We start from the raw sequence: 16,912 nt of genomic DNA on the forward strand, positions 1-16,912 counted from the left end.
CCCTTAAAAGCTATGTTTTAGGTGTGTTATTTAGCGCCAAAAATTGTCGCTTTCAATGTAATGGAGCTTTTTATCAACGCTTTTTTATTCACAAAAGCTTGGATGGCCACGCACAAAATAAAGCCGCTATGGCTCTTTCCCACCATTAGCGCAGGCAAGATAGAGAAGTTCAGGGGTTGGGCAAAAGCGGTTATGTCATCAGGCACTAACAGACTGGGGGAGAAATGCGTTTCATGATGAGTTTGCACTATTTGCATTTGCTTAAATACCGCCATCAAATCTGTGCAATCCAGCTCTGGCAAGACATCGCGAACGCGGCACATGGTCTCTGGCGAGTGAATAAGCTGCTTAAACAGCAGAGCGTCTAGCACATTCCATAAGTTGAGACTCTGCCCGGTCATTGCAGACAATTGCCGCGCCGATGTGAGCATTTCCAGCGTTGAGATCTGGCCATCCTCGGCCTCCGGGCCTTTAGTCAGATCAGGTGCTGCGACCAGTTTGGCATTGATACACCCCTCCTGGCTTAGCGCATTACGCAGGGTGCTACGCAGTTGGATCTGGCCGTTGCGTGAGAGTTCCTCAGTCTCCAGCAGGTGGGCTTGCTGATAAAAAACCGGCCTATCCAGACGACAGCTAAACAGCAGGCTTTGATTCTGTGGCATGACAACGGGTGCCTGGATCCCCAGACTCGCTTTGATATCCAGCATGGCGCGCATGCCATGGATGCATAACACATCCAGCCCCAAATGGCGGGCTGCCGCTAAATTAAAGTGAATAGGATTGTTATCGCCGGAAAATGCCGCCCACTGCTCGGCATCTTGCAATTGGTATTGCATTGACATTACTCCCCCTTACCTATGATCAGGGCGGCGTTTGCTCCACCAAATCCAAAACTAAGATTCAGCGTATTTTTCACGTCGCCACGACGGTGCCCTTCGACGATGTAATCAAGGTCACAATGGGGATCGGCAGTCTGCATATGATGAGTCGCGGGCATGATTTGATGCTCAAGCACCTGCAAACAGACGATACTTTCAAAGCTCCCTGCCGCGGCAATAAGGTGTCCGGAATAGGATTTAGTGCTGGAACAGGGGGTGCTATAGGCGACCTGTTCGCCGAGAGCCTGTTTGATGGCCTGTGTTTCGTTTAGGTCATTCAGCGGGGTTGAGGTTCCGTGCGCATTGATATAATCAATGTCATCGGGAGTTATCCCGGCCTGCGCCAATGCGCGGCGAATCGTTTCTACGCGAGCAATTTTGTCTTCCGCAGGAGCTGTGAAATCAAAGGCATCAGAGTAATTGCCATAACCTTTAATCTCGCCAAGGATCCTTGCTCCGCGCGCCAGAGCGCTTTGGCGATCTTCCAGACAGAGCACGGCTGCCCCCTCGCTCAAGACGAAGCCGTTGCGCTCGGAGCTAAACGGGCAACAGGCCTTAGTGATGTCCTGCGGCTCGCGGCATAGCGCCCCGAGAATATCGATATTCCAGGTCGACGAGTCAGAACGCAGCGACTCACCCGCCCCGGCCAGCATCATCTTGGCGCGCCCGGCTCGAATCAGTTCGAAAGCATCACCAATGGCGATGGTGCCAGTGGCACAAGCCGCCACCGGCGAGTTTTGATATCCCCTCAAGCCCCACAACAAACTGACCGCCGCCGTTGCTGAACTGGGCATCGAAAAGAAGCAACCAAAGGGTGAACCCATATTGCTGCGCAGATAATCTTCATGTTGCATCTGCGTTTCATCCTGCCCAGCCCAGCCTGAGCCTATGATTGCGCCGCACTCAAGCAAATCGTAGAACTCCTCAGGGCGCTTTTCACCAAAGGCCATCTGCATGGCCTGTTGCGCGGAGAGCAAGGCCAGATGTGCAAAACGCGGCAGCCGGCGACGGATCGCGGCGGGCACCGACTTAAGCGGCGGCTCATTATCAATCAGGCCGAAAAAGCGTGATTTAATCCCCGCCGCCGACCTGTCGTAGTAACGGTAGCCGAGGCGGTAATTCATGATAGCGTCCCAGCTTTCAGTGGCATTTGCTCCCATTGGCGTCACCGCGCCGTAACCTGTGATCACTACACGGCGTGGAGAATTCCCCGCGCCAGCAATATCCTTATTCATCTTGCATTCCTTTAAATTTCTGGCGGTTAAATCAAACTCCGCCCAACGCCAGCCAGAGTTTCATCGTGGCATAGAGATAGTTGTATTGCGTTTGCACCAGCGTATTTTCGCTGTTTAGCAAACTGTCCTGTGCATCAAGCAATGTCTGATAGGAAACCGCACCCGCGCGATACTGGCTGTCTGCCAGTTGCAGCCGCTGCTGGCTAAGTTGCAAATCAATCAATTGGCTCTGTTTCTGCTGTTGATAGGTCACGCGCTGCGACATGGCGTTATCCACGTCACTCAGAGCGCTATACACCTTGCTGCGAAATTGAATAGCTGCCCGTTGTACCTCAAGCTTTGACTGCTCAATGGTCAGCTGCACCCTATTCCATTCAATGAACGGCAGGGAAAGCGTGCTTCCCAGCGTGCGCACCGGATTACTGAACCACTGCTGAAAGGCCGTGGCTCCGGCGCCGAGTCCAGCACTTAAGGTCAGTTTGGGATAAAAATCGAGGCGTGCCACGTCTGACCCCGCGAGGGCTGCCCGAAGGTTCCACTCCGCGACCTGCACGTCCGGTCGCTTGGCGATGACCTCCAACGGCAAATGCTCTACGACCGCGACCGACTGATGAATCTTTAGCGTTGCAGGCTCCGCCTGTCTCTGATGAGGACCACGGTTAAACAGGATCGCCATCGCGTTACGCGCTTCTTCGCGCTGCCGCTCGAGGTCACGCTGGGTCACGCGGCGGTTGAGTACTGCCTGTTCCGCCTGCACCACGTCTAAACGGCTGACCTCCCCGGCGTTAAAGCGTGACATGGCCAAACGCTGAGAGCTTTCGGCGATATTAAGGCCTTGCTGGCCGTTAATAATTTGCTGGTTGAGACTACCCAACTGCCAATATAGCTGCGACAGCGTGCCGATCAGCGTCAGCGCCGTGGCCTGCCGGTCTTGCTCTGATGCCTTAGCCAACCATTCGGCCTGATCCCGGCTGCGTGCCAGCCTCCCCCACAAATCTAACTCATAGGAAGCGTTTAATGCGCCGTTGTAATTCTCATCAGCGTGGGCCGAGGTGCTGATATTTTTGCTATTGCTGGCCCCCAGCGACGCGGTGAAATCTGGCGTCATATTGGTCTTTCGCAGGCCTGCGGTCAGTTGGGCTTGCTGAAGCGCCAAAGTTGCCAGAGCCAAATCGTTATTGCTCTCCAACATGGCGTTAATCGCCCGAGAGAGCTGCGGGTCCTGAAAATTGTCCCACCAATGGGCGCTGTGGCTAAGGAAGGATGCGCCGGTTGAGCCGGTATTCTCGCTTGCGCGCCACTGTTCGGGGATGGATAACGTCGGGCGTTGATAGTCACTTTTGAGCGCGGGTCCACATCCCGACAGGCAGAACAGCATGATCAAACCAAGTATTTTTCTCATTCGCGAGCCAGTGCCTCCGTTGGGTGTAGACGGGCCGCGTTGCGAGCCGGGACAAAACCAAATCCCAAGCCAATCAAAGCGGAAAAGGCGCAGGCCATGACAATCGGCGGCCAGGTAAAGACCAGGGTGAAGGCATCCGTGATCTGGGCGAAAATCAGACCGGCAATGCCAGACCCGACAATGCCGATAGCGCCGCCTAGCGAGCAAATGACCATGGCTTCGATTAAAAATTGCCGCATGATATCGCCCGGGCGCGCGCCGACGGACAAACGAATGCCGATTTCATGCGTCCGCTCGGTCACCGATACCAGCATGATATTCATGACCCCCACTCCGCCCACAAGCAGGGAAATACCGGCAATGGCGGTGATCAGCAGCGTCATCGAGTCGGAGGCGCTTTGTATCGCTTTGGTCATTTGGTCATTGGTCATGGTGAAAAAGTCGCGTTGACCGTGTTCACGCTCCAGCAGTTTCTCAACTTTGTCCTGCACGTTAGCAATGGCATAGCCCTCGGCAACCCGCAGGGTGATTGACGCCAGCGGCTTATCTCCCGACATTCGCTGTAGCAGCGAGGTATAGGGCATCCAGGCTTGCAATAGGTCCCCGGCATATTTCGGGCCGGGCTTATTGGCAACGCCAATCACTCGAAAAGGCACACCGGCCAGTTGGATAATTTGCCCAATAGGCTCTTCGGAGTGAGGAAAAAGGGTGTTTTTGATATTGGTATCGATGACAATCACCGGTTCGCGCTCGTCCACGTCTTGCCGAGTAAAGCGACTGCCCGCGCTGAAAACGGCCCCCAGCACGTCAAAATACCCCTCGCTAACGCCAGACAGGGAAGTTGAAACCTGCCTGCCACCGCGCACCGCCATTACTGACTTGCTGACCACGGGTGAAAGGCTGTCGACATAGGGCTGGCGCTGCAACAGTTCTACATCACTGATTTTCAGCGCCCATTGAAACTCCGGGCGCATTTGTTCCCAGCTCAATCCGGGAAGTATTTCCAGAGTGCTGCTGCCCAACTGGCTGATTTCGCTAAGGATGCTCTGTCTCGCCCCTTCTCCTACCGCCACTGAAGAGACTACGGAGGAGATACCAATGATGATCCCGAGCATTGATAAAAACGCTCTGCCGCGATGGCCGAGCAGCGAACGCCACGCCATGCGGATAGACTCTTTTACATCTCGCCACGCGGGAGATCGGCCTGTGTCGACGGCCACGGGCAAGGCGGTGTTGATCGGAGCCTTTTGCCACTCTGGGTTCGCGCCGTCCGCCACAATTTCGCCATCGCTAATTTCAATAATCCGTTGGCACTGGCGGGCAATGCTACGGTCATGGGTAACGATAATTAGCGTGTGCCCTGCATGGTGCAGGCCGTGTAAAATGGCCATAAGCTCCTGCCCGCTGGAGCTATCGAGCGCCCCGGTCGGCTCATCGGCCAGAATAATATTCGCGCCATTCATCAATGCGCGGGCAATACTCACGCGCTGCTGTTGGCCACCAGAAAGCTGTGACGGGCGATGCAACATGCGCCCGGCAAGGCCCAGACGGGTTAATAAATGCTGTGATCTGAGTTCGCGCTCTGCGGCGGGCATGGCGGTGTATAACGCCGGAATAGAAACATTTTCCTGCGCGGTTAAGTAAGGTATCAGGTGATAACGCTGGAAAATAAAACCGATAAACTGGCTGCGCAGCTGCGCCAACTCGGCGCTGCTGGCGGAGCCGGTGGGGACGCTCATGATGCGCATTTCGCCCTGAGTCGGCTTGTCGAGACAACCAATAATGTTCATTAGCGTCGACTTTCCCGAACCGGATGCGCCAATGATGGCGACCATCTCGCCACGATGAATATTCAAGGAGATATTCTTCAATACCTCCACCTGCTCACTGCCAGAGACAAAGCTGCGGGAGATATGCTTGAGTTCGATCAACGCTGTCGAATCAGCCATTTTCACTCTCCGTCATAGCTTCAGCCGCCGTGACCACCGACTCACCTTCTTGCAGCCCTTCAAGCACTTCCACGAACTGGCGATCGTTGATGCCAACGTTAATCAATCTTGACTCAGCGCGGCCATCTTTAAGCACTTGCACTTGATAGCGATTTTTACCCTGCTGCGGCCCGAGGGCGGTCACCGGCAGGCGCAGTGCGTTCTTCGCCTGCTCCACAACGATAAACACCTGCGCAGTCATCGAGGTGCGCAGCACGCCCTGTGGGTTGGCGACGTTGAACATTCCGTTGTAATAGACTGCGGAGGGTTGATCATCGAATGAGCTTTCGCCATTGCTGTCTTGCAATGCCTGAGTCGGCGCGTCCTGAATAGCCTGCATCTGGCTGTCATAGCGCCGTTGCGGTTCGGCGAGCACGTAAAACCACAGCGGCTGGCCGACTTTTACTTTTAGAATGTCCGTCTCGGAAATGCGGGTGTGGACCGACATAGTGCTGACGTCGGCGAGAACCAAAATGGTTGGTGCACTTTGCGAAGAAACGATGGTCTGCCCCTCTTGGGTAACAATCCCCAAGACGACACCATCGATGGGCGCGCCAATACGGGTAAAGCCCAGATTGGCTTGTGCCGTTTCTAGTGACATCTGCGCTTGCACTATCCCAGCCTGATTGACATCAATTTGCGCCTTTTGAGTGGCCACCTTGGCCTGTGCTTGTTCGAGGGTGCTGCGCGTCCCCGCCCCTTCTCTGTCGAGGCGCAACTGGCGATTGAGTTCCAACTGATATTGCTCAAGGGTGACCACCGCCGCCCTCTTTTGCGCCTCGGCGCTTGCCAGCTCTGCCTGAGACTTGCGCAATTCGCTAAGCTGCAACGTCGGGTCGATTTCAGCCAGCAGTTGGCCTTTCTGTACTCTCTCCCCTTGGCGGACATGAACCTTGGTCAATTGCCCATTGACCTGCGCCCCCACGTTGACTTGCAGAGAGGGTTTGAGGGTACCGGTCGCCAGCACGGTTTTCTCAATATCACCGCGGCTCACCGCGACCGTGGCAATCGAGATATCGCCGATGGCGCTTGCCTGACGCAGCCACGCGCCGACAATCAGCATGACAATGACGACAGTCACTACCGCCGCCGCTTTGCCGGGCTTGTTTTTCATTAAAGCGATAGCTCTTCTCATGCTGGCGTGGCCTCTTGACTCAGTTGAGCAATATGGCCGGAAGACATGCGGTAGACCTTGTCAAACAGCGCCAAGGTCGATTCGCTGTGGGTGACGGTGATCAGCGATTTGTTAAATTCGCGGCAGTGCTCGATTAAATAGGCCATGACCCGGTAAGCCGTCTCATCATCGAGATTGGCCGTGGGCTCATCCAGCACTAAGACTGGGCAATTGCTGTACATGGCCCTGGCTAGCAACAGGCGCTGGCGCTGTCCCAAAGAGAGCGCGGCATGACTTTCGCGGATCAGCGCATGCTGTTTGCCTGGAAGCTGCTCAATTACCTGGTGCAACTTCAATCCCATCAGCGATTTATCAATGCGGCTCTGTTTTTCACCATCAACGTGGTTATCAAACAGCGTGATATTTTCCAGCACCGAGGCGCTAAACAGGATGTCCTCCTGGCTCTGCAAGAAAAACAGTTTCTGCAATTGCTGACTGTCTAATGCATCACCATCAGCCAATATTTCCCCCGACTGAGGGCTAACCAGCCCGGTAATAATTTTCAGCAAGGTGCTTTTTCCAGCCCCTGACTCGCCGACAATGGCAATTTTTTCACCACGCTGGACGCTAAATGACAGCTGCTGCAACAGAGGCTTGGCGGCATCATAAGCAAAATTGATCTGCCGATAGCTCAGGCACTGGTGGAAGTGAACCGCCGGGGCAGCACGCTGGCTCTCAGGCTCCACCTTGCTTGCGCCATGGGGGAACAAATCATTCGCGCGGGTATCGATGACATGGAGCTGGTTTTTTTGCAGCACTGAAAAGAAGATTTGCGTGATGTAATTAGTAAAAATTTGGCGCACAAAGCTATAGGCAAAAAACTCTCCCAGCGAGATAACACTGTTTTTCAGCAAAGGAAGCGCCAGCAGCATAAACAGCACCATTTCTAGACTACTGATAAACTGATACAGACTGCTTTTCACCTGCTCGTACATCTTTTGTTTTTGCTGGCAGATGAATAGCGATGATGCGTAGGTGGCGAAAACTTGCTGGCGCTGAGGACTGATACCCGCCGACTTTATAGTGGAAAAACCCTGAATGGTTTCCAGTAAGAAATCACTCTGTTCGGCGCTTTTGACCTGCAATTGCTGCGTGTAAAACCGGTCGCGATAAATCGCCCAGACGCTCACCAGACCCATCAATGTCACCCCCACCGCCGACACCATCGCCAGCAGTGGACTCATATAACACATCACGCCGAAGGCAATGGCACCAACGATCCAGTCAGTTCGCAGGCCGTTATCAAGCTCGATTTTCTGCGCCGCGGCCAACTGCCAACTGGAGAAGCGACTGTAGATTTCGCCCGGGCTGCGCTTATCAAAAAAGCTTAAAGTGTTGCTGAGTAACCGTGAAAAGCCCGCCACGCTTTGCAAGACTACAAAACGCTTAATAAATCGCTCTGTGACACTTCTAACCACATAGGCCAGCAGGGTCGAGACAATAAAGGCGAGCAGGAAATAGAAATAGGGAAAATCAGCGTTACCCGCTGATGAAAACACCGTATTGATGGCGCTACTCACCATGATTGGCATGATGAAGAGCGTTAGCGACACCAGAAATGCCAGCACCATCAGGCCGTAGATACCGCGAATGGCCGCCGTCTGTTTGAGGCTCATGCACTCCAGCAGGCGAAAACGGCGATTGCGCTGCACGGCGGCAACGGCCTGTGGGTCAGGCGGCGTCTCTGAGTCAATCACCAACGCGTAGCCACTGATTTCTGCCTTAAGAGCCTCCACAGGCAGCAACTGTTCACCTATGCCGGGATTCATCACACAAACATAGTTGCCCTGCCGATAGGCCAGCAGCACATAGTGGCTAGCCCCATAATGGAGAATGGCGGGGAGTGGGATCTCAGCGAGCTCTTGCCGCTCGAACACCACCGGATAGGCCGGAATAGCCAATTCGGATAAAATTTCACATAGCGTCGACAAGGCAGTGCCGTGAGCCGAAGCGGGAAAACGCTCGCGAAGCTCTTCCAGAGAGATGCTGATCCCCTGCGTTTCAGCAAGCATACTGATGCAGGCTAAGCCGCACTCGTTGGTTTCGCCCTGAAAAATTAATTTCGGAATAATATTATCCATAATTGACTGTTTTAACGTCCTGTTAAATTAATGCGCAGTAATGGGATCTCGGGTGTTACTCATTAATAAAGTAGAGTGAATGTGCATGCCATAACATCCAATCATCGGCATGCTCTCTAATCGACTGTTCAATAATTTCTGGCATCTGCTGTTTTAATTGCCTGGCTTGCATCGGCGGATAAATCTTTATCTTCACGCCCCCTTCATAATAGAGATGATAAAACACCACCTGGGCGGATATCGCACGTGACAACCTCACAATGCCATTATGTAATTTGGCCGGGCGTTGAAATAATTGGCACGCCAATTTAGAGGTTTGCCCTTGGTAAGCGCCAAGCGTGAATTCAGGGGTAATATCGGGGAACAATATAATATTACGATCACCCTGCGCCGCTCCCATCACAGAAGAGAGTAAGTTTCCGGCGATAACATTGCTCTGGTCATGAATCGAACAGTAATCAAGGTTCAACCCGCCTAGTGTCAGCTCTTCAGGTGAATGAACCTGCTCGCCAAAGGAGGCAATCACTGTGGCTTTACCAGGATAAACCCCGGCTGCCACCATGGTCGCCAGAATGTCCGACACCATATGGAGCGGAGCCAGCATCACTGGCTGTCCCTGTCGATGTAAGGGTTCAACCACTGCGTTAAGTTGCCCGGTGCAGGCAGCAATCTCTTGAAGAACCTGAGCATTACGCCCATAGGTCGCGGCTTTCACCAGCCACTCGCGGCGCTGGGTTAACCAGATATAATCGAGGGGTTTACTGTCTTGCAGCAAAGACGCTTTATTCGCCCGCGCAACCTCGGCCCGCAGCCTGAGCCCACGTCCGGTCATGCCTAACGTTCGACTCATGTGCGGTAAAATGAAAAGCCAGCGATAGCGAATATGCCGCAATAAAAAATAGCTAATTCGCGTCCCAATGCGCGGAAAGAGATCACCCACTCGCCGAAAATAAGTGGCAAGATTCATCCAGGCTAATAGGCACCGTAACAGCAGGAGTTTCATTACTGCTCCAGCGGACGGTCTGTATTCAGTAAGGATAATAACTGGTCAGCAAATTCAGGGAATGAACGATCCTGAATCGCTACCCACTTCTTAGCAACGATAAAAGTCGGTGTGACGGTGATATTATAATCGCGGGTCACCTGGGTCATATACGCCAGCTTCTCTTTCACAACAGGTGATTGGCGCGCTTTATTGTATTCCGCCAGACTGATTTTGTTGCTTTTAAGCCAGGCTGTTAGCTGTGCGACATCACCTAAATCAATATTATCTTTATTGACTGCCTGATAAGCGCTATCACGATATTTGGCTTCTACGCCCATGGCATCAAGGGTGGCAAATACTGCGGCATAGCGCCCCAATCCGGACTGGTCGTCATAGCTTACATGCAAACGCACCAGCTTTTTCCCCGCAGGCAGTCGTTTTTCAAGCTGTTGGATATTTTCTTCATTCGATGCACAGTAATGGCAACCATAAGAGAGGATTTCAATAATATCCTGCCCATCCTCAATGATGCTGTTGGTGACGTTATCTGTACTGAGCGATGTTAATAAATCTTGAGAGGATTGTTCGTTTTTATTTAAAACAAACTGGTGAAAATAGGCCGTAGTGATCAAGGCAGAAATGACCGCAATGAAAATCGAATATAAAGTAACGGAGATTATTTTTTTACGCATGATCCACTCAATCCTTGAGTATAGGGAGTTAATTAAAAAAATGGGTACAAAGTTATAACTAACAATGTACCCAACTGACTAAATCAACTTAACGACTCATCAGTTTGCTAAACAGTTTGAACCCGAGCTAACGGTCATTTTCTTGTTGATAACACCGTGCTTATCAGTACAGGTTTTTACGGAATAGCATGCTGCTTTACCGTTAGGGCCCATACTCTGCTCATAGGTATTGCTGCAATAGCTTTTAAAAGTACCGCCAACGATGGTAGCTGCTTGTGACATAGTCATCTTTTTCATGGGTAATTTCCTTATATATAGTCAATTATTACTGCTACATTTATTGGTTAACAATAACCAATATCCTTTTTTTCCTCTGTTAATTAAAATGAGGAAATATGTTCAAAGATAACAAGAAGAGTTATTGATAACGCTAATAACCTCTTGATGCGGCGCAGTATAACGACAGCATTTTAATGGAGCAATACTTTGGAAGGCGTATTTACTAATAAAGCCACTCACATTAAATTACTTTAATTAGGATATTTCTTGGTTATATATTCCAAGCATCGCGCTTAAGAAACTCATGAGATTGAAATTCATAGAAATTAATCAGTAGATGTGAGTGTTTCTCGCTTAGAATTAACTAAGAAACAAGGATCATTGGTTTAGATTTATTCTAATAAGCCAGGTAACTGTTTTTTGAGAAAAAATGATTAAGCTGCGCTAAAGATCGCTATTACTGACTCCATCCGTTTGCTCAGAATACAAACGGATGGAATAAGGGAGGTAGAGATAAAAGAGGAAGGCGACGATTTAGAAGCCCAAACTGTCCAACAAGTCATCAACTTGTTCTTGGGAAGCCACCACGCCGACGCCTTCTGCATTGAGTTGCGGGCCATTCAACAGACTGTCGTTTTCACGCTTGGCTTTAATGTTCTGCTCAGGAATGTTATCCATCAGTACGGACAGCAGCTGATTCTCAATCTCTTGGACCACGGTCATCATGCGTTTGATAACTTGCCCGGTTAAGTCCTGGAAGTCCTGCGCCATCATGATTTCCAACAACTGCGCATTGGTAAAACTGGTGTGCTCAGGAACTTCTTTCAGATAGCTGCGGGTGTCCGTCACCAGCTCACGAGCATCGGACAGCTCGATTGGGTTTTCGAACCACTCGTCCCAGCGCGCATCCAGTTTCTTCGCCGCAGCTTCAAGTTTGTTTTGGCGCGGTTGCGCCGCTTCAACACAGTTTAAAGCACGTTCTGCCGCCTGAGCGGTCATGGTGACAACGTAATCCAGACGATCGCGGGCATCAGGAATGGCTTCCGCTGCCTGGGCGATGGCTTGATCAAGCCCCAATTCGCGCATACTGTCGCGCAACATGCGTGTCAGTTGCCCAATCCGGGCGATAATATCGCCCGCGGTTGCTGCATCGTTTGCAGGCATTGTCATTCCTGGAGGAAGTAAGTCAGCCATATCTGCTCCTACATGCCTAGTTTTTCAAAAATTTTGCCGAGCTTCTCTTCCAGAGTCGCGGCAGTAAATGGCTTAACGACATAGCCACTGGCGCCAGCCTGAGCGGCTGCCACAATGTTCTCTTTCTTGGCTTCTGCGGTGACCATTAGCACCGGCATTTTTGCCAATGCGGCGTCGGCGCGGATAGTTTTCAGCAGATCAAGACCGTCCATGTTTGGCATGTTCCAGTCAGACACCACGAAGTCGAATCCACCGGCACGCAATTTGTTCAGTGCATCAACGCCATCCTCGGCTTCTTCCACATTCTGGAAACCAAGTTCTTTCAGCAGGTTGCGCACGATGCGGCGCATAGTTGAAAAGTCATCTACCACCAGAAAACGCAGATTTGGATCGGCCATGTTTTAGTGCTCCTAAATTGTGCTGCTTCATCACCCTAGCGGGATGAAAAATTAAATACGTAAAGCCTGTCCGGCTGATATTTGTGCCAGCATGCGCTGGCTTATTTGGCTGAGATCCACCACCTCATTGACCCCACCGGAGGCGATCGCCTCACGGGGCATCCCGAACACCACACAACTGGCTTCGTTTTGTGCCAGGGTATAGGCCCCGGCGCGGTGCATCTCCAGCATGCCGGCAGCGCCGTCATTGCCCATTCCTGTGAGGATCACCCCAACAGCATTGCGTCCGGCGAATTGCGCCACCGAACGGAATAACACGTCAACCGACGGGCGATGGCGATTCACCGCCGGGCCGTCGTTCAACTTGACCTGATAGTTTGCCCCGCTGCGGGTCAGCTCCATATGCCTGTCCCCCGGCGCGATGTAAGCATGTCCCGGCAGCACACGCTCGCCGTCTTCCGCCTCTTTCACCGTGATTTGGCACAGCTTGTTCAGCCGGTCAGCAAAAGAGCGGGTAAACCCAGGCGGCATATGCTGAGTGATCATCAGTGCCGGGCATGTCGGCGGCAGTGGCTGCAATACGTGGCGAATCGCCTCGGTCCCGCCGGTAGACGAGCCAATGGCAATTAACTTCTCACTACTGAGCAGCGGCGTATGGCTCAGCATGCGCGGCATATCAGCATTGACGTTCTTATTCAGCCGCGCCTTTGACGCCGTGCGGATCTTGTCGGCAATCAGTTCGCTATAGGCCAGCATGCCTTCGCGGATCCCCAACTGCGGCTTGGTGACAAAATCAATGGCCCCCAGCTCCAGCGCCCGTAAGGTAATTTCCGACCCTTGCCCGGTTAAAGAAGAAACCATCACCACCGGCATCGGGCGCAGGCGCATCAATTTTTCGAGAAAATCCAGTCCGTCCATGCGCGGCATTTCGACGTCAAGCGTCAAAACCTGCGGATTGAATTTTTTTATCAGGTCGCGCGCAACCAGCGGATCAGGCGCGGTTGCCACCATTTCCATATCCGGATGACTGTTGATAATTTCGGTCATCAACTGCCGCATCAACGCCGAGTCATCGACACTCAACACTCTGATTTTATTCATTACCTCTCCTTGGCGAGACCGTAAACAGTTTGGCCACGCAAATAAAATTCCCGGCTAATCTGGCTGAAGTTTTCGGAATGTCCGGCAAACATCAGGCCGCCCGGTTTTAGTAACGGAACAAATCGGCGTAAGATTTTTTCCTGCGTCTGTTTGTCGAAGTAAATCATCACGTTCCGACAAAAAATCGCATCAAATGGCCCAGTAAGCTGCCAATGGCCAGCCAGCAAGTTGATCTGCTGAAAAGCCACCATTTGCGCCAGCTCCGGGCGAACGCGCACCAACCCACTGTGCGGGCCTGTGCCTTTCAGGAAGAACTTTTGCATCTGCTGGGCACTGAGCGTGCGCAACTCTTCCTGACGGTAGACGCCAGCGACGGCCTTCTCTAATACCTGCGTATCAATATCGCTGGCATAAATGCTGCAACTGGCCATTCTTGGCCCCAGTGCTTCACTCAGGGTCATGGCGATGGAGTAAGGCTCTTCCCCCGTTGAGGCGGCGGTACTCCAGACGCTATAATTGTTCGGCCGCGAGCGAGCATGTTCAGCGAGAATAGGAAAATGATGAGCTTCGCGAAAAAAAGCCGTCAGGTTGGTGGTTAAAGCATTAATAAATGCCTGCCATTCGGCGCTATTCGCATCACTTTCCAGCATCGCCAGATACTGGCCAAAATCATTAATTCCTAGAATTCGCAATCGACGAACCAGTCGGTTGTAAACCATCTCTCTTTTGTGATCCGCCAGAACGATACCGGCGCGCTGATAGATAAGCTCACTGATACGGCGAAAATGGATGTCCGACAGCGGTAGCCGTTGGATCATTTGCGCCATAATTGACGCGTTATCCGGAACATGGTTTGAATTAGGAGCACTCATAATGCGGACTCCTTAAACGACAGATTCTGTTGCTGTTGCCCAAATGGCTTTCCCTACTCTCATTACTGACGCATCAGAGGCGGAAACCGCCCCTGTCATGCTATTGCTACTGTTAAATGCTCAATGACTGACTGCTTAGAAGGTTTCCCAGTTTTCAGTCAGGTTGTTGCTGGCGGCACCTTTGCCAGCTGGTGTGGAAGAAAGATTTGGCGTTAGCAAAGGTTGACGGGCCGAGGTAGTGGTCGGGCGAGCGACATTCACCTGATGCTGGCCAAGGCTGAATACCGCCACGGACTGCGTCAACAGGCTCGCCTGCTCTTCTAACGCCGCCGAGGCCGAGGCTGATTCTTCAACCAACGCGGCGTTCTGCTGGGTTACGCGGTCCATTTCGGTAATGGCCTGCGCCACTTGCTCGATGCCACGGCTCTGTTCATCAGAAGCAGAGGTGATTTCGCCCATAATGTCGGTCACGCGGGTGACGGCGCTGACCATATCACTCATGGTTTCACCGGCGCTTTCGGCCAGAACGGAACCGGTATTAATGCGGCTTACCGAGTCATCAATCAGGCCTTTAATCTCTTTCGCCGCCTGAGCGCTGCGCTGCGCCAGACTGCGCACTTCCCCAGCAACCACGGCAAATCCGCGGCCTTGCTCACCGGCGCGGGCAGCTTCAACCGCCGCGTTCAGTGCCAGAATGTTTGTCTGGAAAGCAATACCGTCGATAACGCCGGTAATGTCGGTAATTTTCTTCGAACTAGCGGCGATATCGCTCATGGTTTGCACCACGTTAGACACCACTTTGCCGCCCTTCTGTGCCGTTTCGGAGGCACTCAGTGCAAGCTGGCTCGCCTGACGCGCGTTTTCGGCGTTTTGTTTCACGGTCGCGGTCAGTTGCTCCATGCTGGCGGCCGTTTCTTCCAGAGAAGACGCCTGCTGTTCGGTGCGTGAAGAGAGATCGTTGTTACCCGCAGAGATTTCGCTGGCGCCGCTATAGATAGCGTCCGCGCCCTGACGCACGCCAGACACCGTGCGGATCAGCTCGCTTTGCATGTCTTTGATGCTTTCAGCCAGCAGACCAATTTCGTTACGGCTTTCCACCGTCACTTCCTGCGTCAAGTCGCCGCGAGCAATGTGCTGAATGCTTTCCACCAGTGAACGCAGTGGGTGAACCAACACGCGCTGCACGCCGAACCACGCCAGGCCGATAAACAGCACCAGCACCATCAGGATCACACCCAGCACCCAAAGTGAGCTGCTAAAGGAGTTTTCGCTGACGTTAACCGCGTGGTTATACAGTTTGTCGTTTTGGTCGATATAGTTGACGAATGCTTTCTCAAATCCGTCCTGATACTGCTGGGTCGGCTGTTCGAAGAAGTCATTGATGCGTCCCAAGCCGATAAGGTCAATCAGCTCGCTCAGCGCGCCGTTAAGAACGTCATAATTCTTTTTAATATCTGCCGCTAATGCCGGATTTTGGCTCGCATCGCTAGGAATTTTTTGATATTTGGCGTAGTGCTCGCCGGCAACTTTCAAATCCTTTTGCGCGACGTCGATAAGCTCTTTAACTGTTGCCCCACTCCCCATTTGGTTGGCATCGAGCATAAAGCGAATGCCCGCGCGGTTGAGGGTGTTACGGGTTTGCAGAAGATAAATCCAACTGGCATTTAGCTCAGCCTGTTGCACACGAATTTGCTGCGAAGTGGCGAAGTTATCTTTATCGGTTTTAAGCGATTTGAAGAACAGCCCACCAGAAACCAACTGTAACGCCCCAAAGACCACCAGTAAGACAACGATGGCCGTGACCACTTTCATACGCTTAAACATCATGTTGTGCCTTTTTCCATTAATTCATCTACAGAGGGTTATCGGCAGGGCGATGTATAACTTGAGAGCGGTTTTGTAAAACCGCTTAAAACTTAACTTCTAAACCGTGGGCTCGCCGCCCACCCCCGCAAAACCTTGCGTTGCCATGCAAACTGGCCTTAAGGGCAAGGTCGTGCGCTGCCGCCACACCGGCCTTAAGGTCAAAACCGTGGGCTCGCCGCCCACACTGGCCCAAAGGGTTTTAAACGAAACCCTTTGGAATCCTGCGTTTTTCTGCAACTGGAAGATCGAGGCTTCGCAAGGTTGGGATGGACATGTTTCAGTTGCTTCTGTGGTCGCCACGAAATGCCGCCGCTTAGGCGGTGCCCTCGCTGCGGGATTCCAACCCGCGTACAAAGACACGCGGTTTTCCACCTCTTGCTCGGCGTCATTTCTGAACGTGGCCTACTGGCATTTACCCCGTGCCGTTTCAGTGGAGTAGACCAACGCTCCACTGGAACGGCACTGTTGAGAAGCCAATAAGTCGCGTTCAGATGTGACGCCGAGGGAGTGGTTCGAGACCTATGGCTCGAGCCGAGCGAAGCGAGACAGCGTTGCGTAGCAACGACCCGAAGGGCGAGGCCGGAGGCCGAGTAATCCCGAACTGAGAGAACCGCCTAAGCGCCGGCATTTCGTGGCGATCACTGAGGTGCCTGAAACACGTCCATTCCGACCCTGCGCAGCCTCGATCTCACAACAGAAAAAACGCAGGGTTCCAAGGGAGGCGCGTTTACGCCTCCCTTGGTCGGTGTGGGCCGACGCCCACGACC

General features: G+C 52.5%; 14 protein-coding genes and 1 other RNA gene. 1 reads left to right on the forward strand and 14 read right to left on the reverse strand.

Annotation, left to right across the window (positions count from 1 at the left end):
• Positions 1-26: 26 nt before the first annotated feature.
• The 14 genes from SBO83_RS06655 to SBO83_RS06720 all read right to left on the reverse strand — a co-directional run bounded on the left by SBO83_RS06655 (position 27) and on the right by SBO83_RS06720 (position 16,103).
• Positions 27-842 carry a hypothetical protein gene (locus tag SBO83_RS06655; RefSeq protein WP_396130894.1) on the reverse strand — a complete coding sequence of 272 codons (816 nt, stop codon included), beginning with the start codon at positions 840-842 and terminating at the stop codon, positions 27-29.
• A complete protein-coding gene (locus tag SBO83_RS06660; RefSeq protein WP_396130895.1) occupies positions 842-2,113 on the reverse strand; it encodes a beta-ketoacyl synthase N-terminal-like domain-containing protein in 1,272 nt (423 codons plus the stop codon). Before SBO83_RS06660 ends, SBO83_RS06655 begins: the two co-directional genes overlap by 1 nt.
• A 31-nt stretch (positions 2,114-2,144) precedes the next feature.
• On the reverse strand, positions 2,145-3,515 hold the full coding sequence (locus SBO83_RS06665; RefSeq protein WP_396130897.1) for an efflux transporter outer membrane subunit: 1,371 nt from the start codon (positions 3,513-3,515) through the stop codon (positions 2,145-2,147).
• The gene (locus SBO83_RS06670) at positions 3,512-5,464 is read right to left on the reverse strand and encodes a MacB family efflux pump subunit (protein WP_396130898.1); all 1,953 of its coding nucleotides are present in this window, start codon (positions 5,462-5,464) and stop codon (positions 3,512-3,514) included. The genes SBO83_RS06665 and SBO83_RS06670 overlap by 4 nt, the downstream gene beginning before the upstream one ends.
• The gene (locus SBO83_RS06675; protein WP_449536230.1) at positions 5,457-6,638 is read right to left on the reverse strand and encodes an efflux RND transporter periplasmic adaptor subunit; all 1,182 of its coding nucleotides are present in this window, start codon (positions 6,636-6,638) and stop codon (positions 5,457-5,459) included. The genes SBO83_RS06670 and SBO83_RS06675 overlap by 8 nt, the downstream gene beginning before the upstream one ends.
• The gene (locus SBO83_RS06680) at positions 6,635-8,758 is read right to left on the reverse strand and encodes an ATP-binding cassette domain-containing protein (RefSeq protein ID WP_396130900.1); all 2,124 of its coding nucleotides are present in this window, start codon (positions 8,756-8,758) and stop codon (positions 6,635-6,637) included. Before SBO83_RS06680 ends, SBO83_RS06675 begins: the two co-directional genes overlap by 4 nt.
• Before the next feature lie 55 nt (positions 8,759-8,813).
• Positions 8,814-9,761, reverse strand: a complete 948-nt coding sequence (locus SBO83_RS06685) for an ABC transporter (protein ID WP_396130901.1) — start codon at positions 9,759-9,761, stop codon at positions 8,814-8,816.
• A complete protein-coding gene (locus SBO83_RS06690) occupies positions 9,761-10,435 on the reverse strand; it encodes a DsbA family protein (RefSeq protein WP_396130902.1) in 675 nt (224 codons plus the stop codon). Before SBO83_RS06690 ends, SBO83_RS06685 begins: the two co-directional genes overlap by 1 nt.
• A gap of 99 nt (positions 10,436-10,534) precedes the next feature.
• Positions 10,535-10,732: a DUF4762 family protein gene (locus tag SBO83_RS06695; RefSeq protein WP_396130903.1), complete on the reverse strand. Its 198-nt coding sequence runs from the start codon at positions 10,730-10,732 to the stop codon at positions 10,535-10,537.
• Between the two features lie 516 nt (positions 10,733-11,248).
• Positions 11,249-11,878: a protein phosphatase CheZ gene (cheZ, locus tag SBO83_RS06700; protein ID WP_396130904.1), complete on the reverse strand. Its 630-nt coding sequence runs from the start codon at positions 11,876-11,878 to the stop codon at positions 11,249-11,251.
• Between the two features lie 38 nt (positions 11,879-11,916).
• Positions 11,917-12,306 (reverse strand): chemotaxis response regulator CheY, encoded by a 390-nt coding sequence (cheY, locus tag SBO83_RS06705; RefSeq protein WP_100938303.1) that lies wholly within the window; start codon positions 12,304-12,306, stop codon positions 11,917-11,919.
• 51 nt (positions 12,307-12,357) lie between these two features.
• Positions 12,358-13,407: a protein-glutamate methylesterase/protein-glutamine glutaminase gene (locus SBO83_RS06710; protein WP_034789950.1), complete on the reverse strand. Its 1,050-nt coding sequence runs from the start codon at positions 13,405-13,407 to the stop codon at positions 12,358-12,360.
• Positions 13,407-14,279 (reverse strand): protein-glutamate O-methyltransferase CheR, encoded by an 873-nt coding sequence (gene cheR / locus SBO83_RS06715; protein WP_396130905.1) that lies wholly within the window; start codon positions 14,277-14,279, stop codon positions 13,407-13,409. Before cheR ends, SBO83_RS06710 begins: the two co-directional genes overlap by 1 nt.
• A gap of 135 nt (positions 14,280-14,414) precedes the next feature.
• Positions 14,415-16,103 carry a methyl-accepting chemotaxis protein gene (locus SBO83_RS06720; protein ID WP_396130940.1) on the reverse strand — a complete coding sequence of 563 codons (1,689 nt, stop codon included), beginning with the start codon at positions 16,101-16,103 and terminating at the stop codon, positions 14,415-14,417.
• A 533-nt stretch (positions 16,104-16,636) separates the two neighbouring features.
• Here SBO83_RS06720 and SBO83_RS06725 point away from each other — a divergent pair.
• A non-coding RNA gene (locus tag SBO83_RS06725) (RtT sRNA) lies at positions 16,637-16,752 on the forward strand.
• Positions 16,753-16,912: the final 160 nt, after the last annotated feature.

It is taken from the genome of Ewingella allii, from assembly GCF_044430645.1.
Lineage (GTDB): Bacteria > Pseudomonadota > Gammaproteobacteria > Enterobacterales > Enterobacteriaceae > Ewingella > Ewingella allii.